The organism is Chitinophaga pollutisoli, from assembly GCF_038396755.1.
GTDB classification, from domain to species: Bacteria; Bacteroidota; Bacteroidia; order Chitinophagales; family Chitinophagaceae; genus Chitinophaga; species Chitinophaga pollutisoli.
Genome location: NZ_CP149822.1, coordinates 1,038,499 through 1,058,873 on the forward strand (window position 1 = coordinate 1,038,499; position 20,375 = coordinate 1,058,873).

15 protein-coding genes and 1 pseudogene are annotated in these 20,375 nt (G+C 51.4%); 2 read left to right on the forward strand and 14 right to left on the reverse strand.

Annotation, left to right across the window (positions count from 1 at the left end):
• Positions 1-8: 8 nt before the first annotated feature.
• The 12 genes and pseudogenes from WJU16_RS04495 to WJU16_RS04550 all read right to left on the reverse strand — a co-directional run.
• The gene (locus tag WJU16_RS04495; RefSeq protein WP_341838647.1) at positions 9-1,199 is read right to left on the reverse strand and encodes a sulfatase-like hydrolase/transferase; all 1,191 of its coding nucleotides are present in this window, start codon (positions 1,197-1,199) and stop codon (positions 9-11) included.
• Positions 1,169-1,501 carry a sulfatase-like hydrolase/transferase gene (locus tag WJU16_RS04500; RefSeq protein WP_341837127.1) on the reverse strand — a complete coding sequence of 111 codons (333 nt, stop codon included), beginning with the start codon at positions 1,499-1,501 and terminating at the stop codon, positions 1,169-1,171. Before WJU16_RS04500 ends, WJU16_RS04495 begins: the two co-directional genes overlap by 31 nt.
• Positions 1,502-1,795: 294 nt before the next feature.
• On the reverse strand, positions 1,796-3,094 hold the full coding sequence (locus WJU16_RS04505) for a MutS-related protein (protein ID WP_341837128.1): 1,299 nt from the start codon (positions 3,092-3,094) through the stop codon (positions 1,796-1,798).
• Positions 3,091-4,431 carry a MutS-related protein gene (locus WJU16_RS04510; RefSeq protein WP_341837129.1) on the reverse strand — a complete coding sequence of 447 codons (1,341 nt, stop codon included), beginning with the start codon at positions 4,429-4,431 and terminating at the stop codon, positions 3,091-3,093. Before WJU16_RS04510 ends, WJU16_RS04505 begins: the two co-directional genes overlap by 4 nt.
• A 1-nt stretch (position 4,432) precedes the next feature.
• Entirely contained in the window at positions 4,433-4,894 is a 462-nt protein-coding gene (locus tag WJU16_RS04515) for a TlpA disulfide reductase family protein (RefSeq protein ID WP_341837130.1), read from the reverse strand.
• Positions 4,895-5,000: 106 nt separating this feature from the next.
• Positions 5,001-5,462 carry a hypothetical protein gene (locus tag WJU16_RS04520; protein WP_341837131.1) on the reverse strand — a complete coding sequence of 154 codons (462 nt, stop codon included), beginning with the start codon at positions 5,460-5,462 and terminating at the stop codon, positions 5,001-5,003.
• 18 nt (positions 5,463-5,480) lie between these two features.
• The gene (locus WJU16_RS04525; protein ID WP_341837132.1) at positions 5,481-7,790 is read right to left on the reverse strand and encodes a Gldg family protein; all 2,310 of its coding nucleotides are present in this window, start codon (positions 7,788-7,790) and stop codon (positions 5,481-5,483) included.
• A gap of 26 nt (positions 7,791-7,816) precedes the next feature.
• Complete coding sequence (locus WJU16_RS04530; RefSeq protein WP_341837133.1) at positions 7,817-8,755, reverse strand: ABC transporter ATP-binding protein; 939 nt, start codon at positions 8,753-8,755, stop codon at positions 7,817-7,819.
• 146 nt (positions 8,756-8,901) lie between these two features.
• Complete coding sequence (locus tag WJU16_RS04535) at positions 8,902-10,269, reverse strand: RagB/SusD family nutrient uptake outer membrane protein (RefSeq protein WP_341837134.1); 1,368 nt, start codon at positions 10,267-10,269, stop codon at positions 8,902-8,904.
• 12 nt (positions 10,270-10,281) lie between these two features.
• The gene (locus WJU16_RS04540) at positions 10,282-13,797 is read right to left on the reverse strand and encodes a SusC/RagA family TonB-linked outer membrane protein (protein ID WP_341837135.1); all 3,516 of its coding nucleotides are present in this window, start codon (positions 13,795-13,797) and stop codon (positions 10,282-10,284) included.
• Positions 13,798-14,024: 227 nt separating this feature from the next.
• Entirely contained in the window at positions 14,025-15,236 is a 1,212-nt protein-coding gene (locus WJU16_RS04545) for a FecR domain-containing protein (protein ID WP_341837136.1), read from the reverse strand.
• Between the two features lie 123 nt (positions 15,237-15,359).
• A pseudogene (locus WJU16_RS04550) lies at positions 15,360-15,785 on the reverse strand (sigma-70 family RNA polymerase sigma factor); the annotation flags it as partial.
• A 606-nt stretch (positions 15,786-16,391) separates the two neighbouring features.
• On the opposite strand from WJU16_RS04550, the gene WJU16_RS04555 reads away from it, so the two are divergent.
• Entirely contained in the window at positions 16,392-17,156 is a 765-nt protein-coding gene (locus WJU16_RS04555; RefSeq protein WP_341837137.1) for a hypothetical protein, read from the forward strand.
• 257 nt (positions 17,157-17,413) lie between these two features.
• Here WJU16_RS04555 and WJU16_RS04560 read toward each other — a convergent pair whose 3' ends face one another.
• On the reverse strand, positions 17,414-18,781 hold the full coding sequence (locus WJU16_RS04560; protein ID WP_341837138.1) for a DUF4038 domain-containing protein: 1,368 nt from the start codon (positions 18,779-18,781) through the stop codon (positions 17,414-17,416).
• A gap of 117 nt (positions 18,782-18,898) precedes the next feature.
• On the opposite strand from WJU16_RS04560, the gene WJU16_RS04565 reads away from it, so the two are divergent.
• Positions 18,899-19,474: a hypothetical protein gene (locus WJU16_RS04565; RefSeq protein ID WP_341837139.1), complete on the forward strand. Its 576-nt coding sequence runs from the start codon at positions 18,899-18,901 to the stop codon at positions 19,472-19,474.
• A 45-nt stretch (positions 19,475-19,519) separates the two neighbouring features.
• On the opposite strand, the gene WJU16_RS04570 is transcribed toward WJU16_RS04565, so the two are convergent.
• Positions 19,520-20,365, reverse strand: coding sequence for a hypothetical protein (locus tag WJU16_RS04570; protein ID WP_341837140.1), 846 nt, complete (start codon positions 20,363-20,365; stop codon positions 19,520-19,522).
• Between the last annotated feature and the right edge of the window lie 10 nt (positions 20,366-20,375).

Below are 20,375 nucleotides of genomic sequence, written 5' to 3' on the forward strand. Positions count from 1 at the left end.
CAATCCGCTTAAAACGGACCTGGTTTTGTAATTGACGTCGCGTTTCGACGGCTACCGGGCATGGTACCGCGCTTACCCTTTTCCGGCAATGCTTTGTTGCTCCACCTGTCTGACCAATCGGGCGTGAGGTCTGCTGGCTGATCGTCGCCGGTTTCCTTTTTCCAGATGGCCAGGATGCCGGCAAGGTGTTCTTGCTGTTTACGATACTTCTTTTGGCCGTAAAGGTTGATGAGCTGGTCTTTGTCTTTCACATAGTTGTACAGCTCGAATGGCGGCTGCGGCGTGATGAAGATGGCGGCCTGTTGCGGGGTGGCCTTGCCTGAAAGGTATAGTTTTTTCAGTTCAGTGCCGGCCGGCCCACCCATGATATCGGTGGCGCCAATATTGCTTTGTTCCGGAAGCCCGTTTTCGATGTAGAGGAACGCATCGCTCCGGACCATCCGTTCATAAGCTTTAAAGCTATGCCAGTTATGCTCAGCGAAAACATAATTCCGGAATTTCGCACCCGGCTCCGCCAGCAGTTTCGTGAAGCTTCTCCCCTGCACGGAGGCGCATTCGGGCAGCCCGGCAACTTCCAGTATCGTGGGCGCGATATCGATCACGCTGACCAGGCTCGCCGACACCATATTGCGTGCTTGCATACCCGCAGGCCAGTGAATTACCAATGGCGTTTTGATGCCGTCATCATACATCCGGGTTTTATTCCTGGGGAATGGCCGGCCGTTGTCCGCCATAACGATGATGAGCGTGTTATCGAGGATACCCTGGGCCTTCAGTTCTTCCACTGCTTTCCCTACATAATGATCGAAACGGCTGACTTCTTCGTAATACCGCGCGAGGTCGTCGCGCGTTGCTTCCGTGTTTGCCAGGTTGTCAGGCACTTTTACCTCGCCAGCCGAATACCGGACAGGCTTGGCGCCCTTATCCCATCCGCGGTGCGCGTCCTGCGCGGCAAACCACATGAAAAAAGGTTTGTCTTTCGGGCGTTGCTGCAGATATTCGACCCACTTACCGCCGCCGCCGGGGCCGCCGCCGTCGGCATGCGAGCCGCCCGTTCTGTCGAATGCGTCCAGGAATTCGCCGTCGGGCTTGATCCCGGAGGATCCCAGATGCCATTTGCCCGCCTGGGCGGTGTAGTATCCGTGTTGCTTTAACAGTTTCGGGAAGGCTACCTGGCCGGGGGGATAGGCGTGTGCAATTCGGCCGCGCCGGTGTTATGCGGGTACCTGCCGGTCAAAATGCTGGCCCTGCTGGGACTGCAGGAACTGGTCGTGAGATAGGCGTTGGAAAACCGCAGCCCGTTTTTCGCCAGTTTATCGATTTCGGGTGTTTTGATGATGGGGTGCCCCATGCATCCCAGGTCGTTGTAGGATACGTCGTCTGCAATGAATATGACGATATTCGGTTTTCCGGTTTGTGCGTGCAGGTTGCTAGTTGAAATGAACGGACCGGCCATAAGGGCGGCCATACAGGCGGCTACCTGCTTCAGGAGCATCTTCATAAAGTGGAATTTTTCGGATCGACTGCTAAAATGCAAAAAACAACGTCAAATTCCGAGCTTTATTTCCTTTTCTTCCTGTCGGACCGCAATATCTGCCTACTGAAGGCTACGCTATATTAAGTGCGGGTGGGTTGAATTGCGTCTGTCATAATGCTATGTTTTATATTCAAAGCTGGTAAGTTAACGCCCGCATGCCGCCTGCAAAAAAATAGGGCCGGAATAGTCCGGCCCAAGTTCAAACATCTGACGTCCCGTACGTCAATCATCCCAACCTAGTTAAACGCGCTGTCATCTTTACTCTTGTTCAAGCATTTCTATGATTCCCTCCTTACGGATGAGCACCATACCATGCCGGTCGTCTGTAATTCCATTTTTCAACCGGTAAGTATACACGGGTTGAGCGCCATCCATAACGGTAGGCATATACGCAAAGCGTATTTTTTCATTTGGGTTGCTTAAGGCCTCGCCGACTTCCGTGATATGGGTAGAAATGATATAGAAACAGTTATCATATGCCAAAAACGCCCTCGTGCAAGCCAGCGTTGCGTCGTACGCGTCTTTCACATTGGTTCCCTTGAAAAGCTCATCGAAAAGCACCAACAGGTTCCGGCCGGCGCCCACTTCCTCCGCTACTTTCTTCACCCTTTTTACTTCCGCATAAAAATGGCTATAGCCCTGGTTTAAATTATCGGCCACATTTATGGAGGAAAACAGGCCATCCATTACGGAAAACTCCATATAACCGGCGGCCACGGGGAAACCCATATGTGCCAGGTACATTGCGATGCCGAAGGATTTCATGAAGGTGGACTTGCCCGCCATATTGGCGCCTGTAAGAAAAAGCATATTGGTTTGCCGGTCCAGCCAGATTGGATTTGCTATTGCGCCTGCCAGCCCGGGATGCCTGATGGCACTTGCTTTTAACAGGCGTACGCGTGCCGGCATAGCCGTTGCATAAGTAAAACCGCGTTCCCGCGCTACGCCGCTTACGGCTATGAACACATCTGTTTCGTAAATAAAATCCAGCAAAGCAGACATTTCGCGGCGCATTACGTGGCGCAACAGCAAATCGCACCGTGCCATCAACGGCAGAGATGTTAATACATCTTCCACACCTAGCCAGTTGAGCCTGGGGTTGGCAAATATGATCCGAATGGGCGCTGCGAATGGCCCTTCCAATCGAAAAGCCAGTTCCCTCGCACTGCATAGGATTTCAATTGCGGCGGCCAAACCCTCTTTCAAGCCGTTGTATCGCTCATCCCGCAACAAGCTGCGCGCCGCTTTCATTTGCGCCAAAACAGTTAGCGAACCAAGGTAACTTCCCGCGCCTCCGGAGTTTAAATAATTCTCCGCCAGGGCCAGTGTTTTCCGGTTGAACGGGAAGGCCATCTGATTATCCTGGAAATACTGAAAAACGGCGGAACGCCTGTTAATAGCTTCGTAATCCGTAAAAGGATTACGGAACATTTCCTCCAACAGCTTTTCGCCACCGGGTGTATGCACTTTGTTAAAAATGCTGAATATGGAATGCTGGCGGAATTTACCTAACAGGTTCAGATCGTCCAGCGTTTGCTGATCGGCGATAAAATTCATACGACTGATTTTTTACGTAGCCCGGCAGCCAATAGGCTTAATATGCCTTCGTTTTGAATAATGACCATGCCATGCCGGTCGTTGGTGATGCCTGCTTCCAGTTTATAGGAATACACCGGGTGCGTGCCGTTCATAAACGTGGGCAGAAACAGGAATTGCATATCCGGAACGGTATTCTTCAATGCAGCCCCCGCTTCAATAATATGGGTGGAAATAACAAAAAAACTGTTCTTCCTGCGGGCGAAGCCGCCAGCTACGGCTACTGTGCCATCGTAAGCATCTTTCACATTGGTGCCGCGGAATAGTTCGTCGAATATGATGAACAGGCGTTTTCCACTGTTCACTTCCTGCACTATCTTCTTTACGCGTAGTACTTCTGCATAAAAGTGACTGGCGCCGGCGCCCAGGTTATCGGGCAGGTTAATGGTGGTGAACATACCGTCCATAACCGTAAACTCCATGCTGGCAGCCGGCACGGGAAACCCGATATGTGCCAGGTACAGGGCAGTTCCCAGGCATTTCATGAAGGTGGATTTCCCGGCCATATTGGCACCGGTAAGGAAGATAAAATTACCAGATGCCGTCATTTCAACCGTATTGGGAACCGCATTCTTAACCAATGGATGGAAAACACCGCGCAATTGCAATGACAGCGCTTCACCGGAACGCGTTCTGGGGAAAACGAAGCCTTGGCTGGCCGCCACTTTCCCGGCTGAAATATAAGCGTCCATTTCATACAGGTGCAGCAACAACCGGCGCATCTCATCCCGGTAGCGGAAACGCAAGACGGTATCGAACCCTGCAAGCGCATCCGCAGGCAGTTTATCTTTCCCGGCCAGCATTCTCCGGAAAGCAGGCAATTTCAATATTGCCCTGATGCTGGCTATTTCCCCCTGGTAAGGATCGCTCTCCTGCAGCTGGAACCTGGATATAAAAGCCGACACATCCCTGATCAGGGATACTATTTCCTGCACGGCATGCAGCATTTGTTTTTCCGCCACAGCAGGTGCAATAATGCCGGCAACTTTTCCAGCCAGGGATGTTTGCCTGGCGGATAAACGGGTGCGTTCATCGCGGTTGGCCAGGTAGCGCTCCGCTTCATCAAAGTAAGCGCTCTTAAATGGAAACGCCCAAGCCTGTGCCGCAAAATACCGCAAGATAGATGCGCGGCGGTTAATGGCGGCTTCATCAGACAGGGGCTTGCGGAACATTTCCTCCAACACCGCCGCACCGCCTATTGTGGCGCAGCGGTTGAAGAGGCCGAATATGGATCGCTGCTCCTCTTTGTTGAATATGTCAAGATCGTTTATCGTTTGCTGGTCGATGGAAAAAGCCATATCAATTATTATTTCTGTTGCCAAAGATTGCTGCCAGTTTATGCTCCAGTTTTTCCCCGCGGATATAGCGGGCAATGATAACGCCGTTGGGATCCAGGAGGAAGCTGGCGGGAATAGCCGCTACTTTGTACTTCTTTGCGGCGGCGTTTTCCCAGCCCTGCAGGTCGGAGAGTTGCTGCCAGGGCAATTCATCGGTGTGAATGGCATCTATCCACCTCATTTTATCCGGCTGGCGGTCCAGCGACACGCCCAATACGGTAAACCCGGTATCGTTGTACTGGTGGTACAATTTCACGAGGTTGGGATTTTCGGCACGGCAGGGGCCGCACCAGCTGGCCCAAAAATCCAGCAGTACATATTTGCCGCGGAAATCCTTGAGGGAAACCATTCTGCCGGAAGTATCGGCCATAGTAAAATCCGGTGCGGTCCTGCCCAGCAGGATATGGTCTGTTTCAATATCCATTTCCGCAGGCGTTTGGCCGGCCGGCTGTTCATGGTATGCATAGAACGTGCGCCGGTTAAAGCAATGGCGGTGTCCTTTTCGAGGTTGCTTTTCCGCACCAGCAGATCTATGAGGGCGGTTGCATAGTTCGATTCGGGGTGCTGGCGGATCCATTGGCTGATACTGTCTGTTCCACCGGCAGACGCCGCTTCCACTTCCATGAATTCAGTGGTGAAAATATCTCCGGAATACCGGGGGACTTCAGCCCGCCGCTGTTGCACTTTATGTTTACAACACCCGAGTCGAGGAAAACAAGCAGTTTATCTTCCGGCTTCGGTATGGAGCCGATCCACATTTCGTACCATTCCGCTTCACCGGCGGCAATGGGGATTTGCAGGCTGAACCTGCCAGCCTCGGCCGGCACGTACTTCGCTTCATCATATTTTCCCTCCGGTGCGTAATACACCAACTCACCCGCTTGCAGCCCTTCCACTTCGGCGCCAATTCTCACGCCTCTTTCACTTGCCTGGCTACATGCTCCCAGCCAAAAAACGATCAGGCTGCTTAACAGGAACGCTATATTCTTCATGATTTTCAATGTTTAAAACTATTTACGTTTGCGCCGGATCAGTAATACGATGGCAAAAAGGACGACTACTACCGGCAATACCCATATGAAAGCGAGCTTGATGCCGGAAAACCCTTTATCACTCAGGTTTATGCGCGCATCCTTCGGTGCTTTAGTAGGCAACTCAACGGGGAAGATGTCGTTGCTAAACCATTTGAAAAGTCCGGTTACGAACGGAAAGTTGCTCCGGCCGTAAAGCATCAATGCGGCGTTGCTCAGGAAATCGCCGTCTCCGGCAACAATAATCCGCTGTTCCCTGCCGCCTGTTTTGCGGCTCAGTGCCACTACAGGAGCGAAGATCCCACTGGTATCGCCGCCGGCTTCATCGAACACTACGGCTGCGGAATCTTTTACTACGGGGCCCATTTTCAGCCATTGATGGTTATTGGAAACCAGCAGTGGTTCTGCCAGGAAACCCTTCTCGGCTGCATGCTGGTAATCCAGCGCTGCGGCCCCCGGCAGCAGAATAGCAGCATTGTTGTAATACAAGCCAGCAACGCCCTGGGAAAGGCCACCGGCCTCCTTTGTAAGCCGGGCCTGGAGTAAGTCCGGCACCTCTCCTGGTTGACTGGCAACGAGTGTTCCCGGCATTACCTCCAAGCCCAGCATATCCAACAACGGTTTCGTCACTTCTCCCTTACCCGGCTCCGTAGTAATAAGCAAATTGCCGCCATTATTGATATAACGGCGCATGATATCCAACTGCGACGTGCTAAATGCTGTTTTGGGGTCGCTAACTATCAAAACCTTCAGATCTTTGGGTATTTCCACTTCCCCGGCAACGCTTGTTATATCAAAGCCATTGTTAATTAAGGCCGCCCTTACTTCTTTAACAGTGGAAAAATTAGCATAATTGCGTTGCCCGCCGGTGTTCCACTCGCGTTGCAACTGGCCTTCAAGGAAACCTATTTTTTGAATGGAATTTGGTGCGGTGAGCCTTTTGAGGCTGGCGGCAAACTGCGCTTCGCTCGGCCAAACCTCGCGGTCATCAAACATTCGCAACAGGGAGGTTTTGCCTTTATATTTCAGCTCAAGCACCATTTTTGCATCTTCCTCTTTGAGATGGGTGAATTGCCTATATATTTCCGGCTTATTGAACCCTTCCAGTGACACATCGTAAATCCTGGCAAAATCATACGCAGCACTGTCCAATGTTTTGCCCCTGTAAGTCCTTTCAAACCCATAGGAATTAGTATTGCTGGTATCATAATAATAAAAGAATTTATAGTCGATCGGTTTAAAGCGGGTGTATTTCTCCCAGATGTGGAGGTACTTATTCCGTTCCCTGGCGGCGCCATGCGAGTAGCGCGGATCCAACAAGTTTACGTAAGCAGTTAATTGCAGCGGCTCGTCGCCGGTTGATTTCAGCAGTTCCTGCATGTAATTGGAGAGTGTTTGGGTTTGCTGGCTGGTAACGTCGAGGTACGCGGTTAGCTTCGGGCGGGATGTTGCATACACCAATACAAGGACTGTAACCATTACCGCTATGTAGCGCGTTGCGCGCAGCCACCCCGGTTTATGCTCCTGCTCGCTTTTGAGCCGCAATATCGTGAAGGAAATGAACGCGGCGGTGATGATGAGGAAATACAATATATCCCTGGAGCTAACCAGGCCATCCAGCATGTCCTGCGAACGGGATCCCAATGAAAGATGGTAGGTAATATCGCGCACCAGGTCAATATCCTGCCAAACCTTACCCACATACTGCAGGAACGCAAATACGGCCAGCGTGCTCAACGCAGCTACCACCTGGTAAGCCGTAAGGCTGCTCATGAACAGTCCGATAGCTGCATAGGTGCTCAGCAGCAGTAAAACAACAGCTAACCCCATCAATGCAAGGCCCGCATCCGCATGTGGAATAATCATGCAGGTAACTGCGGCAAAAGCGCCCAGGATGGCCACCAGCAAAAGGTTATACATCACCATTGCCATAAATTTCCCTAACACAATCTGCGAGGTTCTAACCGGCGAAGAATACAGCAGCCGGATGGCACCGCTGCTCACTTCGCGGCTGATAAGGCCCATAGTTAATAGCGGCAGGTACAGGAACATTTTATCCAGCACAACCGAAAACAGTCCCATTCTCGGACTTGCCAGTAAAATAGATGTTAAGGGCATAGGGCTGGCAGGATAAAGTCGCGACATCTGCTGGCCGGTGAGCATATTGTTCAGTACTTCGCTGAAACTTATGCCACAGTGAACAGTGAATATGATCAGCAACAGCCATGCAATTGGCGAATAAAACTGGTTGCTCAGTTCAACCCGAGCAATGTTGAATATTTTTTTCATGTAACAATTTCTACTTCGGTGAAGTATTATTTTTTGTAGTTGGACAGGTGGGCAAAAATTTCGTCGAGCGCCAGTTTATCCGGACCAAATTCGCGCAGCTGCCAGTTTTCCCTGACGCTGGCCTGTATAAGGTGGTCTGTCAAAATATTGGCGTTATATTGCTCGGCATTAAAGTAAACGCGCACCCGTTGCCCGGTGAGGAATTCCACCCTGGAAACGCCGGGCATGGCCAGCAGCTTTTCTTCCGGAGGGGGCGCATCCAGCCGCATCAGCACGCTATGCGGGGCTATGTAGTTGTTAAATGCTTCAATGGTGTCGGAGAAAACAATTTTGCCAGCATCCACCATTTTTATTTCGCGGCAAAGCACCTGCACTTCTGAAAGTATGTGCGTAGAAACGATCACCGCCCTTTCCTGCGCTATATCCTTAATGAGTGCGCGTACTTCCAGTATCTGGTTGGGATCGAGGCCGTTGGTGGGCTCATCCATTACCACCAGTTTGGGTTGATGGATGATGGCCTGGGCAATGCCCACACGCTGGCGGTAGCCTCCCGAGAGGTTGCCTATCAGCCGTTTGCTGAAATGGCCAATCCCGCAACGTTCTTTTACATCCGCCAGCGCTCCCTGTACCTTTTTGGGATGGATATCACGAAGCTGCGCACAGTAAATGAGATACTCGTCTACCGTTAAATCCAGGTGCAGGGGCGCCACCTGCGGCAAAAAACCGATGCGCTTTTTGGCTTCCACAGGATGTTTGGCCATATCAATGCCATCGATGAACACATTTCCCTCCGTTTGCCGCAGCGCGCCGCAGAGGATGTTCATGGTGGTGGATTTACCCGCTCCGTTTGCACCAAGCAACCCCACAACGCCTACCCTGTTCACCACAAGGTTGATGTTGCGTATTGCCCAGGGGCCGCCATAGCGGTGCGATAGATTCTCTATTTTTACAATATTTTTCTCCATTTCTTTTGTTATGATTTATTCAACAGGCAAAGTGTTCCCTACCCGCATTGTAAGCCGGAATGGTAGCGCTTGCTTCTCTAACTATTTTGAAAAAAGGAGCGGCTGTGTGTGCCTGATAAAAGGGCAGGCGTATTATTTGAAGGCAGCTATGGATTGAGGGCCATGCCCGGGTTGAATGAAATTACCTCCCTGGGTATTTGAAACGTGTACCTCGGGCTGCCTGGTTCAAGCGTGGCAATCACACCGCCAGTGGCATCATACCTATGAATAGCGGGCATTCTTCCCTCGGCGCTCAACCGGCGCATATCGAACCAGCGATGCCCTGTGAAGGGAAATTCCAATGTTCGTTCGTTAATCACCCAATTAAATACGGTGTCAGCATCGGCCGCCTGATAAGGCTTATAGTCAGCAGCGGGGATTCGTTTGCTGCGGATACCGTTCAGCAGCTCCAGCGCTTTGGGCAGGTTGTTGTTGCGCGCAGCCACCTCTGCAATAATCAGCATCATTTCCTGGATGGAGGTGCCAATATTACACTCCACCAGCTTTGTTATTTCAAAGCCACCATAAAAATACAGCACAATCCCCCTTTCGGTGAAGGAATAATCGCCCAGGTTCATATGGAACATACGTAAGCGTATATCTTCCTCCTCGTAGTTCCGCAAGTGCGCAAGTGTAGGTGTAAAAGCCCCTATTCCTATCCTTGCATAAATAGCATCCGGGCTTACCATCAGTTTAGGAAGATCGTCTCCGGTTTTAAAAGGGGTATAGTCCACTACGTACTGATTTGGGCTGGCATCCAGCGCCAGCTGCGCATAGCGGCCGGCATCCGCGTAATTGCGCGCGTAAAGGCAGGCCCTGGCAAGCAGGCTGTAGGCGGCCGCCTTTGAGCCACGGTACCTGTTATTGTTATTATTGTCCGGCAAATCAGCCACTACATCCTTAAGTTCCGCGATAATAAATTCGTACACGCCTTTTACCGTTCCCCTGCCGGGGGCCGTTTGCGCTACATCGTCGCTTACCACAACAGGTACACCGGGGTCCCTCCCTGCGGTAGCAGAATCGTAGGGTTTGCCGTACTCGTTAATAAGGTACAGCAGCTCGTTAGCCCTGCCGAGCCTGGCCTCTGCTTTCAGTGTACGCTTCTGCTGTGCAGTGCCATCCGTTGCATCATCCACCCCTACTATCACAGAATTATATGCGCTAATTGAAGCATAATGTTCCAGCCACAAATCAGGATCATCATGTACTTCCTCCCAAACATAGGCTTGGGAAAACGGCCCAATCGCAGGAACACGCTGGTCTACTACATCATATACATCGCTGGGGGACACCAGGCCATCTATTCGTTCAAATACGTAGAGATCGGTGCCGTCCAGCCAGCGGCTGTAATCGGAAAGCGTGTTCAGCAAGGTGAATCCTTTGGGCTTAACGTCGAGATATTTATCGCATGCCGGAAGGAATATACTGCTGCCCAATATGGCGAAAAAGGCTACAATTTTGAAAGATTTCTTCATGATTGACACGATTTAAAAGCTGGTGGACAAGGCGAATGTATAGGTGGGCACAAGGTACGTCTGAACAAAACTCCCGGTAGCTTTACTGTAATTATACTTATTCAGCCCAACTGTAAAAATATTGGCCGCTTGCAGTTTTACTTCAAAAACACGGACGCCCATCCGCTTAATAACGGGGAATTCTGCAAAGTTGTACGACAACGTTACATTCTTCAAAGTAATGTAATCGCCATTTACAATATTGACGTCTGCATATTCGTATGCCAGTTTCGAATAGCTATTGGAGAATGCGGCAAGACTTATCACCTCTGATTTCAACTCGTCGCCGGGCTGCTTCCAATACTCACCGGCGCCTTCAAGCGGGCGGCTTTCCAGCGGCGAAGGCCGTGCTGCCATCACCTTGAACCCACCATAATAATCCACCATGGTAAACAGGTAGAAGTTGCCGATATCAAACCGGTTGCTGAACCCCATATTGAAACGGGGAAGCGTTGAGCCGGCGAAATACATGATTCCTGTAGAACGGTTAACCATCTTGCTCCGGCCTTCCTGCTGACTGGGTGAATATACTTCTCCATTCGCGGTTTTCACCAGGGGCGACCCTGCCTTATCTATACCGGCATATCGGTATCCAAAAAGCGGCCCCAGCGGATAACCCTCCATATACCCGCTAGAATTGAGATAGTCCGGCGTAAGATGATTAATTTGATATACCTTCAGTGTTTTGCTGGTATTGGCGCCGAAAACGATGCCCGTGTTCCAGTTAAACCTGGGCTTTGCAATCCAATCGGCCTGAAGGTTGAACTCCATGCCTTTATTGAGGATCGACGCCGTGTTGATAAATGTAGGGCCGCCACCGAGTGTAGGATTGATTTTTTCTCTGGAAAGCAGGTCCATTGATTTCTTCCTGTAAACCTCCACAGTTAGGTTGATGGTTTTAAAAACCCTTACATCAAAGCCTGCATTGAAATTATTTGTTTGCTCCCAGCGAAGCGCGCTATTGGCAAACGATTCACGGCGCAACGAATTAAAAAACGTTTGACCGAAGGGATTCACCTCACTTCTGGCAATTACGCGGGGTAATGCATTCTTGGCCAGGTTACCATTAAAGCCTGTTGAAACGCGAAGTTTCAATTCGTTCAGCCAGGTCAAACCCGACATAAACTTCTCCTTATGCATATTCCAGGCTCCACTTACCGACCATAAAGGCTTATACTTGTACTTCGGATTGGTGCCAAACAGGTTCGACTGCTCCACCCTAAGGCTGCCTCCCAGGCTATACTTGCCTCTGAAAGAATAAATAATATTGGAAAACCCTGAAAGAAAACGGTTGTTTACAAACGTTTGGCGGAACAACGATGCATAATCGATGCTGTTGGGCTCAACTATCTTGTTCCTGAAACCAACAACGGCAGCATAGTCCACGGGAACTTGCAGGAGCGTTTCATCGTCGTATCCAAAATACGCTGCGGATGAGCTCTGTTCAGTCATATTACGCATTTCAGCACCAACAATACCATTGATGAAATGATCCCGCAGGATTTGTTTATCGTAATTCAATTGTGCGATTAATGTATAACCCGAATTGCCGGAATGCAGCTGCCGCATAAATCCACCCTTCGGAATATGATAAGTATGATCTCCATTTGGTTTAAGTTGCGTATATGAATTAACATATTGCCTTGCCAGGTAGGATTCTTCCTTCGCGTAATCTTTACTGTCCGACTTGGAAGTTTCGTAAACGCCGCCGAACCTGAAATTGAAGCCTCCTCCGATCCGATAGTTCAGATCTGCCGTTATTCTATTGGAAATCGTGTTTGTTTTTTTACTGATTTGTTGTAAATCCTCCAGCGGGTAATGCAGGTGATCCATCAAACCCTGTTTCATAATTGCCTGGTTATAATAGGGATTAATAACAGAGCCGCTGATGATGGGCTGTGGCCGCCCATTTTCATCCTGCAGGCGCTCATACGGCTGGAGGGAACTGATTTCGGGAACCGGAACGCTGCCGGCCTCGTTATTACCAAAATCGGTATTCAACTGCAGGGATAGCCGCTTGGATAGCTGCAGCGAAGTGCGCGCTGATAGTTGCAGCATGTTTTCGCCGCTATTCATTTGCTGCCCTTGTTTTTTGCTGTATCTTGCCGTGAAATAATATAACGCCGCTGCGGAACCGCCCGAGATATCCATCAAATAAGTTTGGTTGAGTTCCGGCCTGAGGAAGAGCCGGGCATAGTCCTGTTTGTTGTCGTATTGGCGCAGGTTTTCAAATTCAATTTCCGCCTGGTCCTGCGTGATGATATTCGCAGCCCGCCGGGCCATTATCTGGTGAACAGGCGTGTATATGTAACCTGAGTTGATAATTCTGTTCCACGTGGTGCCATCAACGCTTTTCGCTAACATTTCGCGGTTAAAATCAACATTAATCCCCGAGGCGTTATCATCCCATCTTCTGCGGTTATAATTTTCCGGCCTGCGGAAATCGAAGTTTGTTCTGAAATTGAAACTTGGCTTTCCTGCCACCGCTTTTTTCCGCTGAACGATGATAACGCCATTAGAAGCCCTAACGCCATATACCGTTGCCGATGCAGCGTCTTTAAGCAGGGTAACGGACTCGATTTCGTTGGGATTGATCATATTGAGCGATAGCTCAGTGGGGTAGCCGTCCAATACAATCAGCGGGTTTTGATTGGCTGAGATGGTGGAGATGCCGCGCACATTAAACAGGTTGTTGGTGGTGGTAGTGCCGTTTATTGAACTGGTGAACTTTACGTCGTTATTGATCATCAGGCCGGGGAGGCGGTTGGTAAGCCCTGAAATAAAATCCGAATTCACCCGGCTTTCGTATGCTTTGGTGGAGATAACGGATATGGCCCCGGTGCTATGCTCGGGCCTTATCTTCTGGTATCCGGTACTATATTGCGTGATGTTGACCTCGGCCAACTTTTGCTGCTGCCGCTTCATCCTCACCTCAATGAATTGCTGCCGGCCAACCACAATTTTCTGCATTTCGAATCCCACAAAGGAAAATGTTAGCGCATCGCCTTTCTCCGCATTTAATAAAAATTCACCTTTGGCATCCGTTGTGGCATATGTTTTTACCTGGCCGCCCTTTTCGTGGAGAATACTCACCCCTTCCAGCGGAACGCCGCTGGAATCCGCCACCTTCCCTCTTATGGGAGCGAAGGCGGCTTCATCCATGTTGGTATCTGGGGTTTGTAGAACGGCCAAACGTGTTTTTTGCACGAACGTTATTGTCCGGCTATTGATTTGGTATGTAAACGGTTGGTTTTTGAATGCGAGATCTAAAAATTCGCGGATAGGCAGGTTTTCGGCTGCTATGGTTACCGCCTTTCCATTTTTAATTACCGCTTCGCTACCGAATACGAGGTATTCAGTTTGTTTTTCGATAGCGCTAAATACATTCTTCAAAGGTATATTGGCGCCATGCAGCGTAACTCGCTGCGCCCGGCTGGATGCGTGCACATTCACAAAAACAATCGTAAGAAGCAACGCGGTGAGTTTCATACTTAAAGGTAGTTTTGTGTAAGCCCATCGAAGTGCCCGGGCACAGGGATGCTTTGCCAATTTTTTCATAAATTGCAATCTGTTTGGTTGATTAATGTGGTGATCCAATCCCGATTAAAAAGCTGGACATTCCGCCACGGGCCTCACCCCGTGGCTTTTTTTACATGCCTTCCCTTGCCGGGCCGCAGCCCGTTATCAGCAATCGCTATGCATTTGTAACTTCCGCCTTATTGAATGATAAGCGTTTTTCCTCCTTCCAACTTGTATTGGAGACCGTTATTTGATAGAATCGACAGCAGCTCATTAAGTGTGATATTTCTATCCATTTTCCCGAAGAACTTCATATCACGGCCTTTTCCCTCAAACACCACTTTGATGTCGTACCATCTTTCCAACTGGCGCATCACGGCCTCCAGCGTTTGCCCTTCGAAATTGAAAGTGCCGTTTTTCCAGGCCATCACTTTATCAAGGTCCGCTTCCTTCACCAGCCGGATGGGGCCTATTTCCTGGCTGGCTGTGCGGCTAATTTTCGCCTGCTGGCCCGGTTTGAGCCGCAGGGCGTTCCCCTTATCAGCTGCCGGCCCTGCAACAACCCGTACCGCGCCTTCCAGCAGGGTGGTTTCGATACTATCTTCGTTGCCGTAAGCCTGTACATTAAAATGGGTGCCGAGCACTTCCACCGCAGCGTTTTGGTTAATTGTTACACGGAAAGGCATTTCCGCATTCGCGGCCACTTCGAAGTAGGCTTCACCGGTGAGCGCCACTACCCTTTCTTTACCAGTGAAAGCGGTGGGGTAGCGCAGGGAACTGGCGGCGTTGAGCCATACGCCCGTACCATCCGGCAATGTAACGTGGAACTGGCGGCCCTTGGGGGTGGTCATCGTATTGAAGGCCACATTGCCAGCCCCGGTACCTACATGATTGTACGCGATACTGCCGGCGTTCATCACTACATTGGCACCCTGCTGCCGGGCCACTACCCCGTTATCCAGGCTATCCAGCACCAGCTGCGACCCATCAGAAAGCGTAAGGATAGCGCCATTCCGCCCGGGCATCACTATGGTTTCTTTTACCTCCGCTACGTCCATTCCTTTCCGGGTGTTGCCTGCATACCACAAATATGTACCCGCTGCAATCAGCAACAAAACAGCGGCAGCCATGCGCCAGTGGCGCAACAGCCTCAGGCGGGGCACTTCATCCCGTGCTTCCTGTGGTGCTTCACCATCTTCCTCCTCTACCTGCTGCAGCAATGACACGAATCCCTCTTCTTCGCGTATTCTATTAATTACCTTATCCAAAATAGCTGCTTCAATATGCTGTTGGGAAGCCGCGAACAGTTCGGTAAACAGCGCGCCTTCCTCCAGCTCGTCTGCAAAATTCCGGTGCGGTACAGCCGCAGCCATCCAGGCATCCAGCTCAGCGGCCTCGGCTAAGCTCAACCCCTCCTGGGAGCGCTTCAATAATAAAGTGGCAATATGTTTGGAATCAATTCGCATGCGATACAAACAATACGATTGGGAATTAAAAACGTCCTATCCGGATGGCAACTTTTTTTAAAAAAATCAGGAAAAACCGAATGTATCCAGGTGCAGCAGTGTTAATAATACCAGTTCTAGGGAATGGCCAGCCAATGCTTCTTTCAATAATTTAATAGCTGTAACTTTTTGATTTTTAACTGTTTTAACGCTTACACCCAGCTTTTCAGCGATCTGGGCGGGCTTCAAACCCTCCTGGAAAGAGAGCAGAAAAACAAGCCTGGTTTTTTCGGGGAGTTTGTCTAATTGCTCGTACAAGAGCTTCACCAGTTCGTTGCGCACCGGTTCCAGCGTAAAATCCTGCTGTTCTGATTCCATGAGCTGCAACAATTCCTGCTCGCGCCGGCCCTGCTTTTGCTGCCTGGAAATCAGCGTGAGGCAATGGTTGCGGGTAATTACGAACAGCGAAGAAGACAAATGGCGGATATTGTCGAAGTCCATACGCCTGGTCCAAACTTTAAAAAAGTCTCGGCCACTACATCCTGTGCGTCGGCTTCTGTTACATAACGTTGGGCGAAATAATACACCCTGGAATAAAAATGATGGTACATCTCACGGAAAGCCGCCTCGCTCCCATGCTGGAAACGATAAAACAACTCATCCTCTGTATGTGTGGCAGGTTGAATCAATTAATTGAATGTATGCAACAATTGTAAAAATACCGATTATTTACAAAAATAATCTTTTACCCAGTCCATAATTATCGGACGTATAATGGACTTCGTTTTTCCGAAACACCCAACTCCTTGTCGCTTACCGTTGCGCGCACGTTACCCAAGTGGTCGCTATTCTCATAGAACTTATTCCCCCTAAAATCACCATAAACTAATCCTTTCCCAAGCCCGGGAAGATCTAATTCCGCCAGGGCAAACGCCCATTTCAACTTTCGAAATCCTCCAATCCCCGGACGCCCTCCTTTCGAAAACGTTCAACAACGATAATAGCGGCTTTGCGCAACTTCTAACGCCCGTCGAAGCGGAATTGGATAAATCGCAATGCCCCCGGCACATCATCCCGCCAGGGTGTCGTAAATTCCATACACAACAAAATCTACTTGTCATGGCACAATTAACGTCTATCATCACTTTTACCGGGAGACTCGGCAATATCATCGCCTACAATCGCGGTGGAAAGCATTGCCTCCGCTCGCGTCCGGAAACCGTTCGGCAGACCGACGGCACCCGCCGCGCCGCGTTGCGCTTCGGCGCCGCCAGCCGCAAAGGCGCACTCATCCGCAGCGCTATCTGCCCCGAGCTGGACTTCCCCTGCGACGGCAGGCAGGTCAACCAACTCACCCGCACCATCATCACCGCCGGCAGCAACCGCCACGCCGGGCTGACGGGCTTCCGCTTCAACGCCCAAACCGGCACTGGAAGCTTTTTTTCACAACGTCCGGAATACAGCAAAAACGGGACACTGCATATCCCCGCACAACGACTATTGGCGCCGGATCACGCCTCTCACCTGGAAATTAAAGTGATCTCCACCCGGATCGATTTCACCAACCGGCGGGTAACAGGCACCGATGCCTCCGTTGCACTTATTGATCTACGGCAACCATTCACGGGTGCAGACCTGCATGTAGACGCACCCGGCAAAGGCACCTTGCTGATTACCTTACAGGTAAGTACCTATATCAACGGCACGTTATCTCAAAACCGCAGGCGCTACGCCGCCGATATCATCGCCGTAGCCGAAGGCCAGCCGCCCGCGCCAATCATGATCAAAGCGCGCCCAACTCCCAAACGCCTCCGCCAGCCCCGGCCGCGCGCCCGCAATGCGGCCACGCTTCCCATAGGGTATGCCTACATACAACGCGAATAACGCCTGCCATAACCGGGAGATTTTGTTGCCAAACTTTCACAAACACATCTAACACCCCACAATTGCGCGCCGACTCTCCACCGCCGCAGGGCATCGCCATTGGATGTAGTGAACCCCGCACGATAGGATACATGCTTTCTTCCTTAAATCTCACCTCCAACCCATCAACACACCACCTCCGCATCAAGTCCACCTATCCTTCGCTGATCCTTCGCTGATCCCTCGCCGGGCCGCCGCATGCTCAATATCCATTACAGTCACTCCCCCGCCTTCAGCACCAGTACCCAATCATTTCCCGGGCCACTTCCCGGCGCCGCAACTTTGATCCGTTCCTTCTCCAGCATTCCTCCCGGCCGCCATTCACCCTTCCGCGGATCGAACCACGATAGCCGGTAACGCGCCGCGGGCAATACGCCGGGGATGATTTCCACCTCCCCGCCCACCGGCAAATACGCCGCCGCTATGCTCCCGTCGCCGCTGCGGAATGCTTCCATGCGCGTGGCCGCACTACCCTGCGGAATGTTGATGTACGACCTGTCGGGGATTCTTTCCTTCAGCGCAAGCTGTTCCATGAACTTCGCCAGTATGCCCGCATGAAACGCCCCTGGCCGGTCGAGCGCATGGCGCCAGCCGCGGTCCGGGTAGTTGATGGCCGCCACCCTTTCGCTCATGAACTGCCACACCGCATGATGCCCGTACGTAACGCCGCAGGCGCCTGCGAACACAGACCGGTACAACTGCTTCCGCACGTCGTAGTCCCGGAAATAACCGTTATCGACATTCCATTTCGGCCAGGGACTTACCGGATGATCTTCGTAATTAGGCTCTGCGTCTAGCGTGGGCTTCACCGGCAGGAGGCTGCGGTCTTTTTGAACAAAGTCCCATACCGCTACATCGTGCCCGTTGCCGTGGCCGCTTTGGAACATGTTAAAATCAAGCCAGGCTTCGCGATGCAGCCATTGCGAACTGGAGCTGCCGCCGGAGGGGTGGTAAGTGATGAGCGCCTCTTTACCGAGCACGGATTCGATGCCCAGGGCCATGCCGCGCCACACCGGCCGCCAGTCGGTTTTATCATTTTGGGCGGGCCGGTCGCCGCCGAGTATCCAGATAATGTTTTGCTGGTGCTTGTATCGCCCGGCCAGCCAGCGGCCATAGGCCCGGGCCTTCGTGCTGTCGAACACCACCGGTCCCGCGCCCCATTGCTGCGTCACTTTATCGCCCCAGGTGGGCAACAGTCCCAGGTACACCCCGCGCGCCGCCGTCCATTTGGCTACGCTATCCACCAGCGCGAAATACCGCTCATTGGGCTTCCCCGGGTCGTTGTTGATGAAAGGCAGCTGCCCATAACGGTTTGGTTCCGTCAGACCGTCCATTTCCGCGAGCACCACGGCCTGGATCACCGTGAAGCCTTTCGCCGCCCTGTTATCGAGGTAATCCCTGATCTCCGGCGCATCGAGGCGGTGGAACAACTCCCAGCCCGTGTCGCCCAGCCAGAAGAACGGGCGCCCGTCGGCATGGACGAGCGAACGGCCGTCGGGGCTCACCTGCAGGGCATCGGGGCGTTGCTGGCAGAAAGCGGGGAATACCGTAAAAATAGCCGTCGAAATAACAAGGAGAAAGCGCATATGCATGGTAGTTCAGAAGCGTTTGTCCTAAAATAATCAAATTATCAGGCAATGAAAAGCCCACCGAACCGGGATTTCTTGACGATATGCCTTTACTTTGCCGAATAGACCACAAGCATGCAAAACTTACAGGAACTCATACTGGCAGGGCAAACCGAAACCGCCATCCGTGAAGCCGAAGCTGCCCTCGGGCAATTACCCACATCCGGCTTCCAACAGGTGATCGGGAAAGACCTGCTGCACCTCCAGCAACCTTTGACGGTATTTCTGAACCACTTCTACACGGCTATGGAACAGGAAGAAGAGCTCGATGTCAAAGCCATATACGTGGAGATGAACAGCTTCACCACGCAATACGACCGCTGGTTCATCCATCTCCTCGCATATGAATCGGTAGCGCGGCGCGACAACCTCGACTGGCTGACCGACTTCGCCGGCGAATCCGAGAAAAGCCTCACTGTCACCGGTTACGAGACTTTACAGGAAGCCAACAAGCAATACATGCAATCGGAAGGTTACCGCGACGACCAGCAACGCGAGGCCTGCGAGCTGCAGGAATACCTGGTGATCCTCCGGTTCCAGGAGCTGGTGAAGCATACTGTGGCGGCCAATAAAGGGAAAGCGCCCTGGGCGGATGTGCCCATGTTTATCGGCGCGCATGATTTTGAAGACCTGATGTTTATCCTCCAGTAAATAGAAACGCCGCCCGGCTGGGCGGCGTTTTGCGGAATCATAGGATCAGTTGGCAAATAGTATCGTGGTCGCTATTTCGTAAAAAGTGTCTCCCTTTTTAAGAAACGGCGGCGCTTCGCCCCACGTTTCCCGGGAAACCATGTATACCGTAAATACATTCCTGGCAGGAACAGGATCCATTCCCCAGGGCGAAAACGCCATATTGGAGTAAGCCGTTCCGCCATGATTGCGCAGCGGCTCGCCGGTATCGCCATCCAGGAATTCGAACACATAACTGTAACCGAGTTCAGGCATCGGGTCCGGCACGCCGTTGGGCAGCAGTGCGTAACCGGCCTTGTCCACCGCGTCCTGCACGTCTTCCATCATCCCGATCTCCTTCACCACTTCATTCCAATCGGCATCGAAATAGCTGATGGAAACACGGAGGTTCAGTTTCGCGAAAGGGATCAGATCCTGCGCATAGTTTGCCACCTTTATTTTGATCTGCCCTGACGGCGCGGGGCTTTCACTTTCCTGGGCATCCGGATCGATAAAACTCACGGGTGCGTCCAGCGTGGGCTGGAAAAGCGTATACTCCTGGCGGGCGCCGGTTTTGACGTCTACCACTTTCTCCGCCACCACCTTTCCGCTGCGGGTATCGTAAAATTCGAATTTTCCTTCACCGGTAACGACTTTTATCTTTCTACTGAGCACGTTCCATTCGATCGGGTGCCCGTTGTATCTGGCGGCGATGAACACGCCCTCGCCGTTATTGCGCAACGCTGTTTTATCCGCATCAAAATACACTTCTGCAAATTCCGTGAAAGGCGCCGCAGGTTCACCTTTCCCGCAGCCATACCAGCCTGTGAGCATCAGCGCCGCGGCAATTATCCTGGTTATCTGACATTTCATTGTTTTCCTT

Bases quoted from the DNA above. Each gene is read 5' to 3' on its own strand.
- WJU16_RS04500 (WP_341837127.1), bottom strand. From the start codon at position 1,501: ATGAAGATGCTCCTGAAGCAGGTAGCCGCCTGTATGGCCGCCCTTATG.
- WJU16_RS04505 (WP_341837128.1), bottom strand. From the start codon at position 3,094: ATGAATTTTATCGCCGATCAGCAAACGCTGGACGATCTGAACCTGTTA.
- WJU16_RS04510 (WP_341837129.1), bottom strand. From the start codon at position 4,431: ATGGCTTTTTCCATCGACCAGCAAACGATAAACGATCTTGACATATTC.
- WJU16_RS04515 (WP_341837130.1), bottom strand. From the start codon at position 4,894: ATGGATATTGAAACAGACCATATCCTGCTGGGCAGGACCGCACCGGAT.
- WJU16_RS04520 (WP_341837131.1), bottom strand. From the start codon at position 5,462: ATGAAGAATATAGCGTTCCTGTTAAGCAGCCTGATCGTTTTTTGGCTG.
- WJU16_RS04525 (WP_341837132.1), bottom strand. From the start codon at position 7,790: ATGAAAAAAATATTCAACATTGCTCGGGTTGAACTGAGCAACCAGTTT.
- WJU16_RS04530 (WP_341837133.1), bottom strand. From the start codon at position 8,755: ATGGAGAAAAATATTGTAAAAATAGAGAATCTATCGCACCGCTATGGC.
- WJU16_RS04535 (WP_341837134.1), bottom strand. From the start codon at position 10,269: ATGAAGAAATCTTTCAAAATTGTAGCCTTTTTCGCCATATTGGGCAGC.
- WJU16_RS04540 (WP_341837135.1), bottom strand. From the start codon at position 13,797: ATGAAACTCACCGCGTTGCTTCTTACGATTGTTTTTGTGAATGTGCAC.
- WJU16_RS04555 (WP_341837137.1), top strand. From the start codon at position 16,392: ATGGCACAATTAACGTCTATCATCACTTTTACCGGGAGACTCGGCAAT.
- WJU16_RS04560 (WP_341837138.1), bottom strand. From the start codon at position 18,781: ATGCGCTTTCTCCTTGTTATTTCGACGGCTATTTTTACGGTATTCCCC.
- WJU16_RS04565 (WP_341837139.1), top strand. From the start codon at position 18,899: ATGCAAAACTTACAGGAACTCATACTGGCAGGGCAAACCGAAACCGCC.
- WJU16_RS04570 (WP_341837140.1), bottom strand. From the start codon at position 20,365: ATGAAATGTCAGATAACCAGGATAATTGCCGCGGCGCTGATGCTCACA.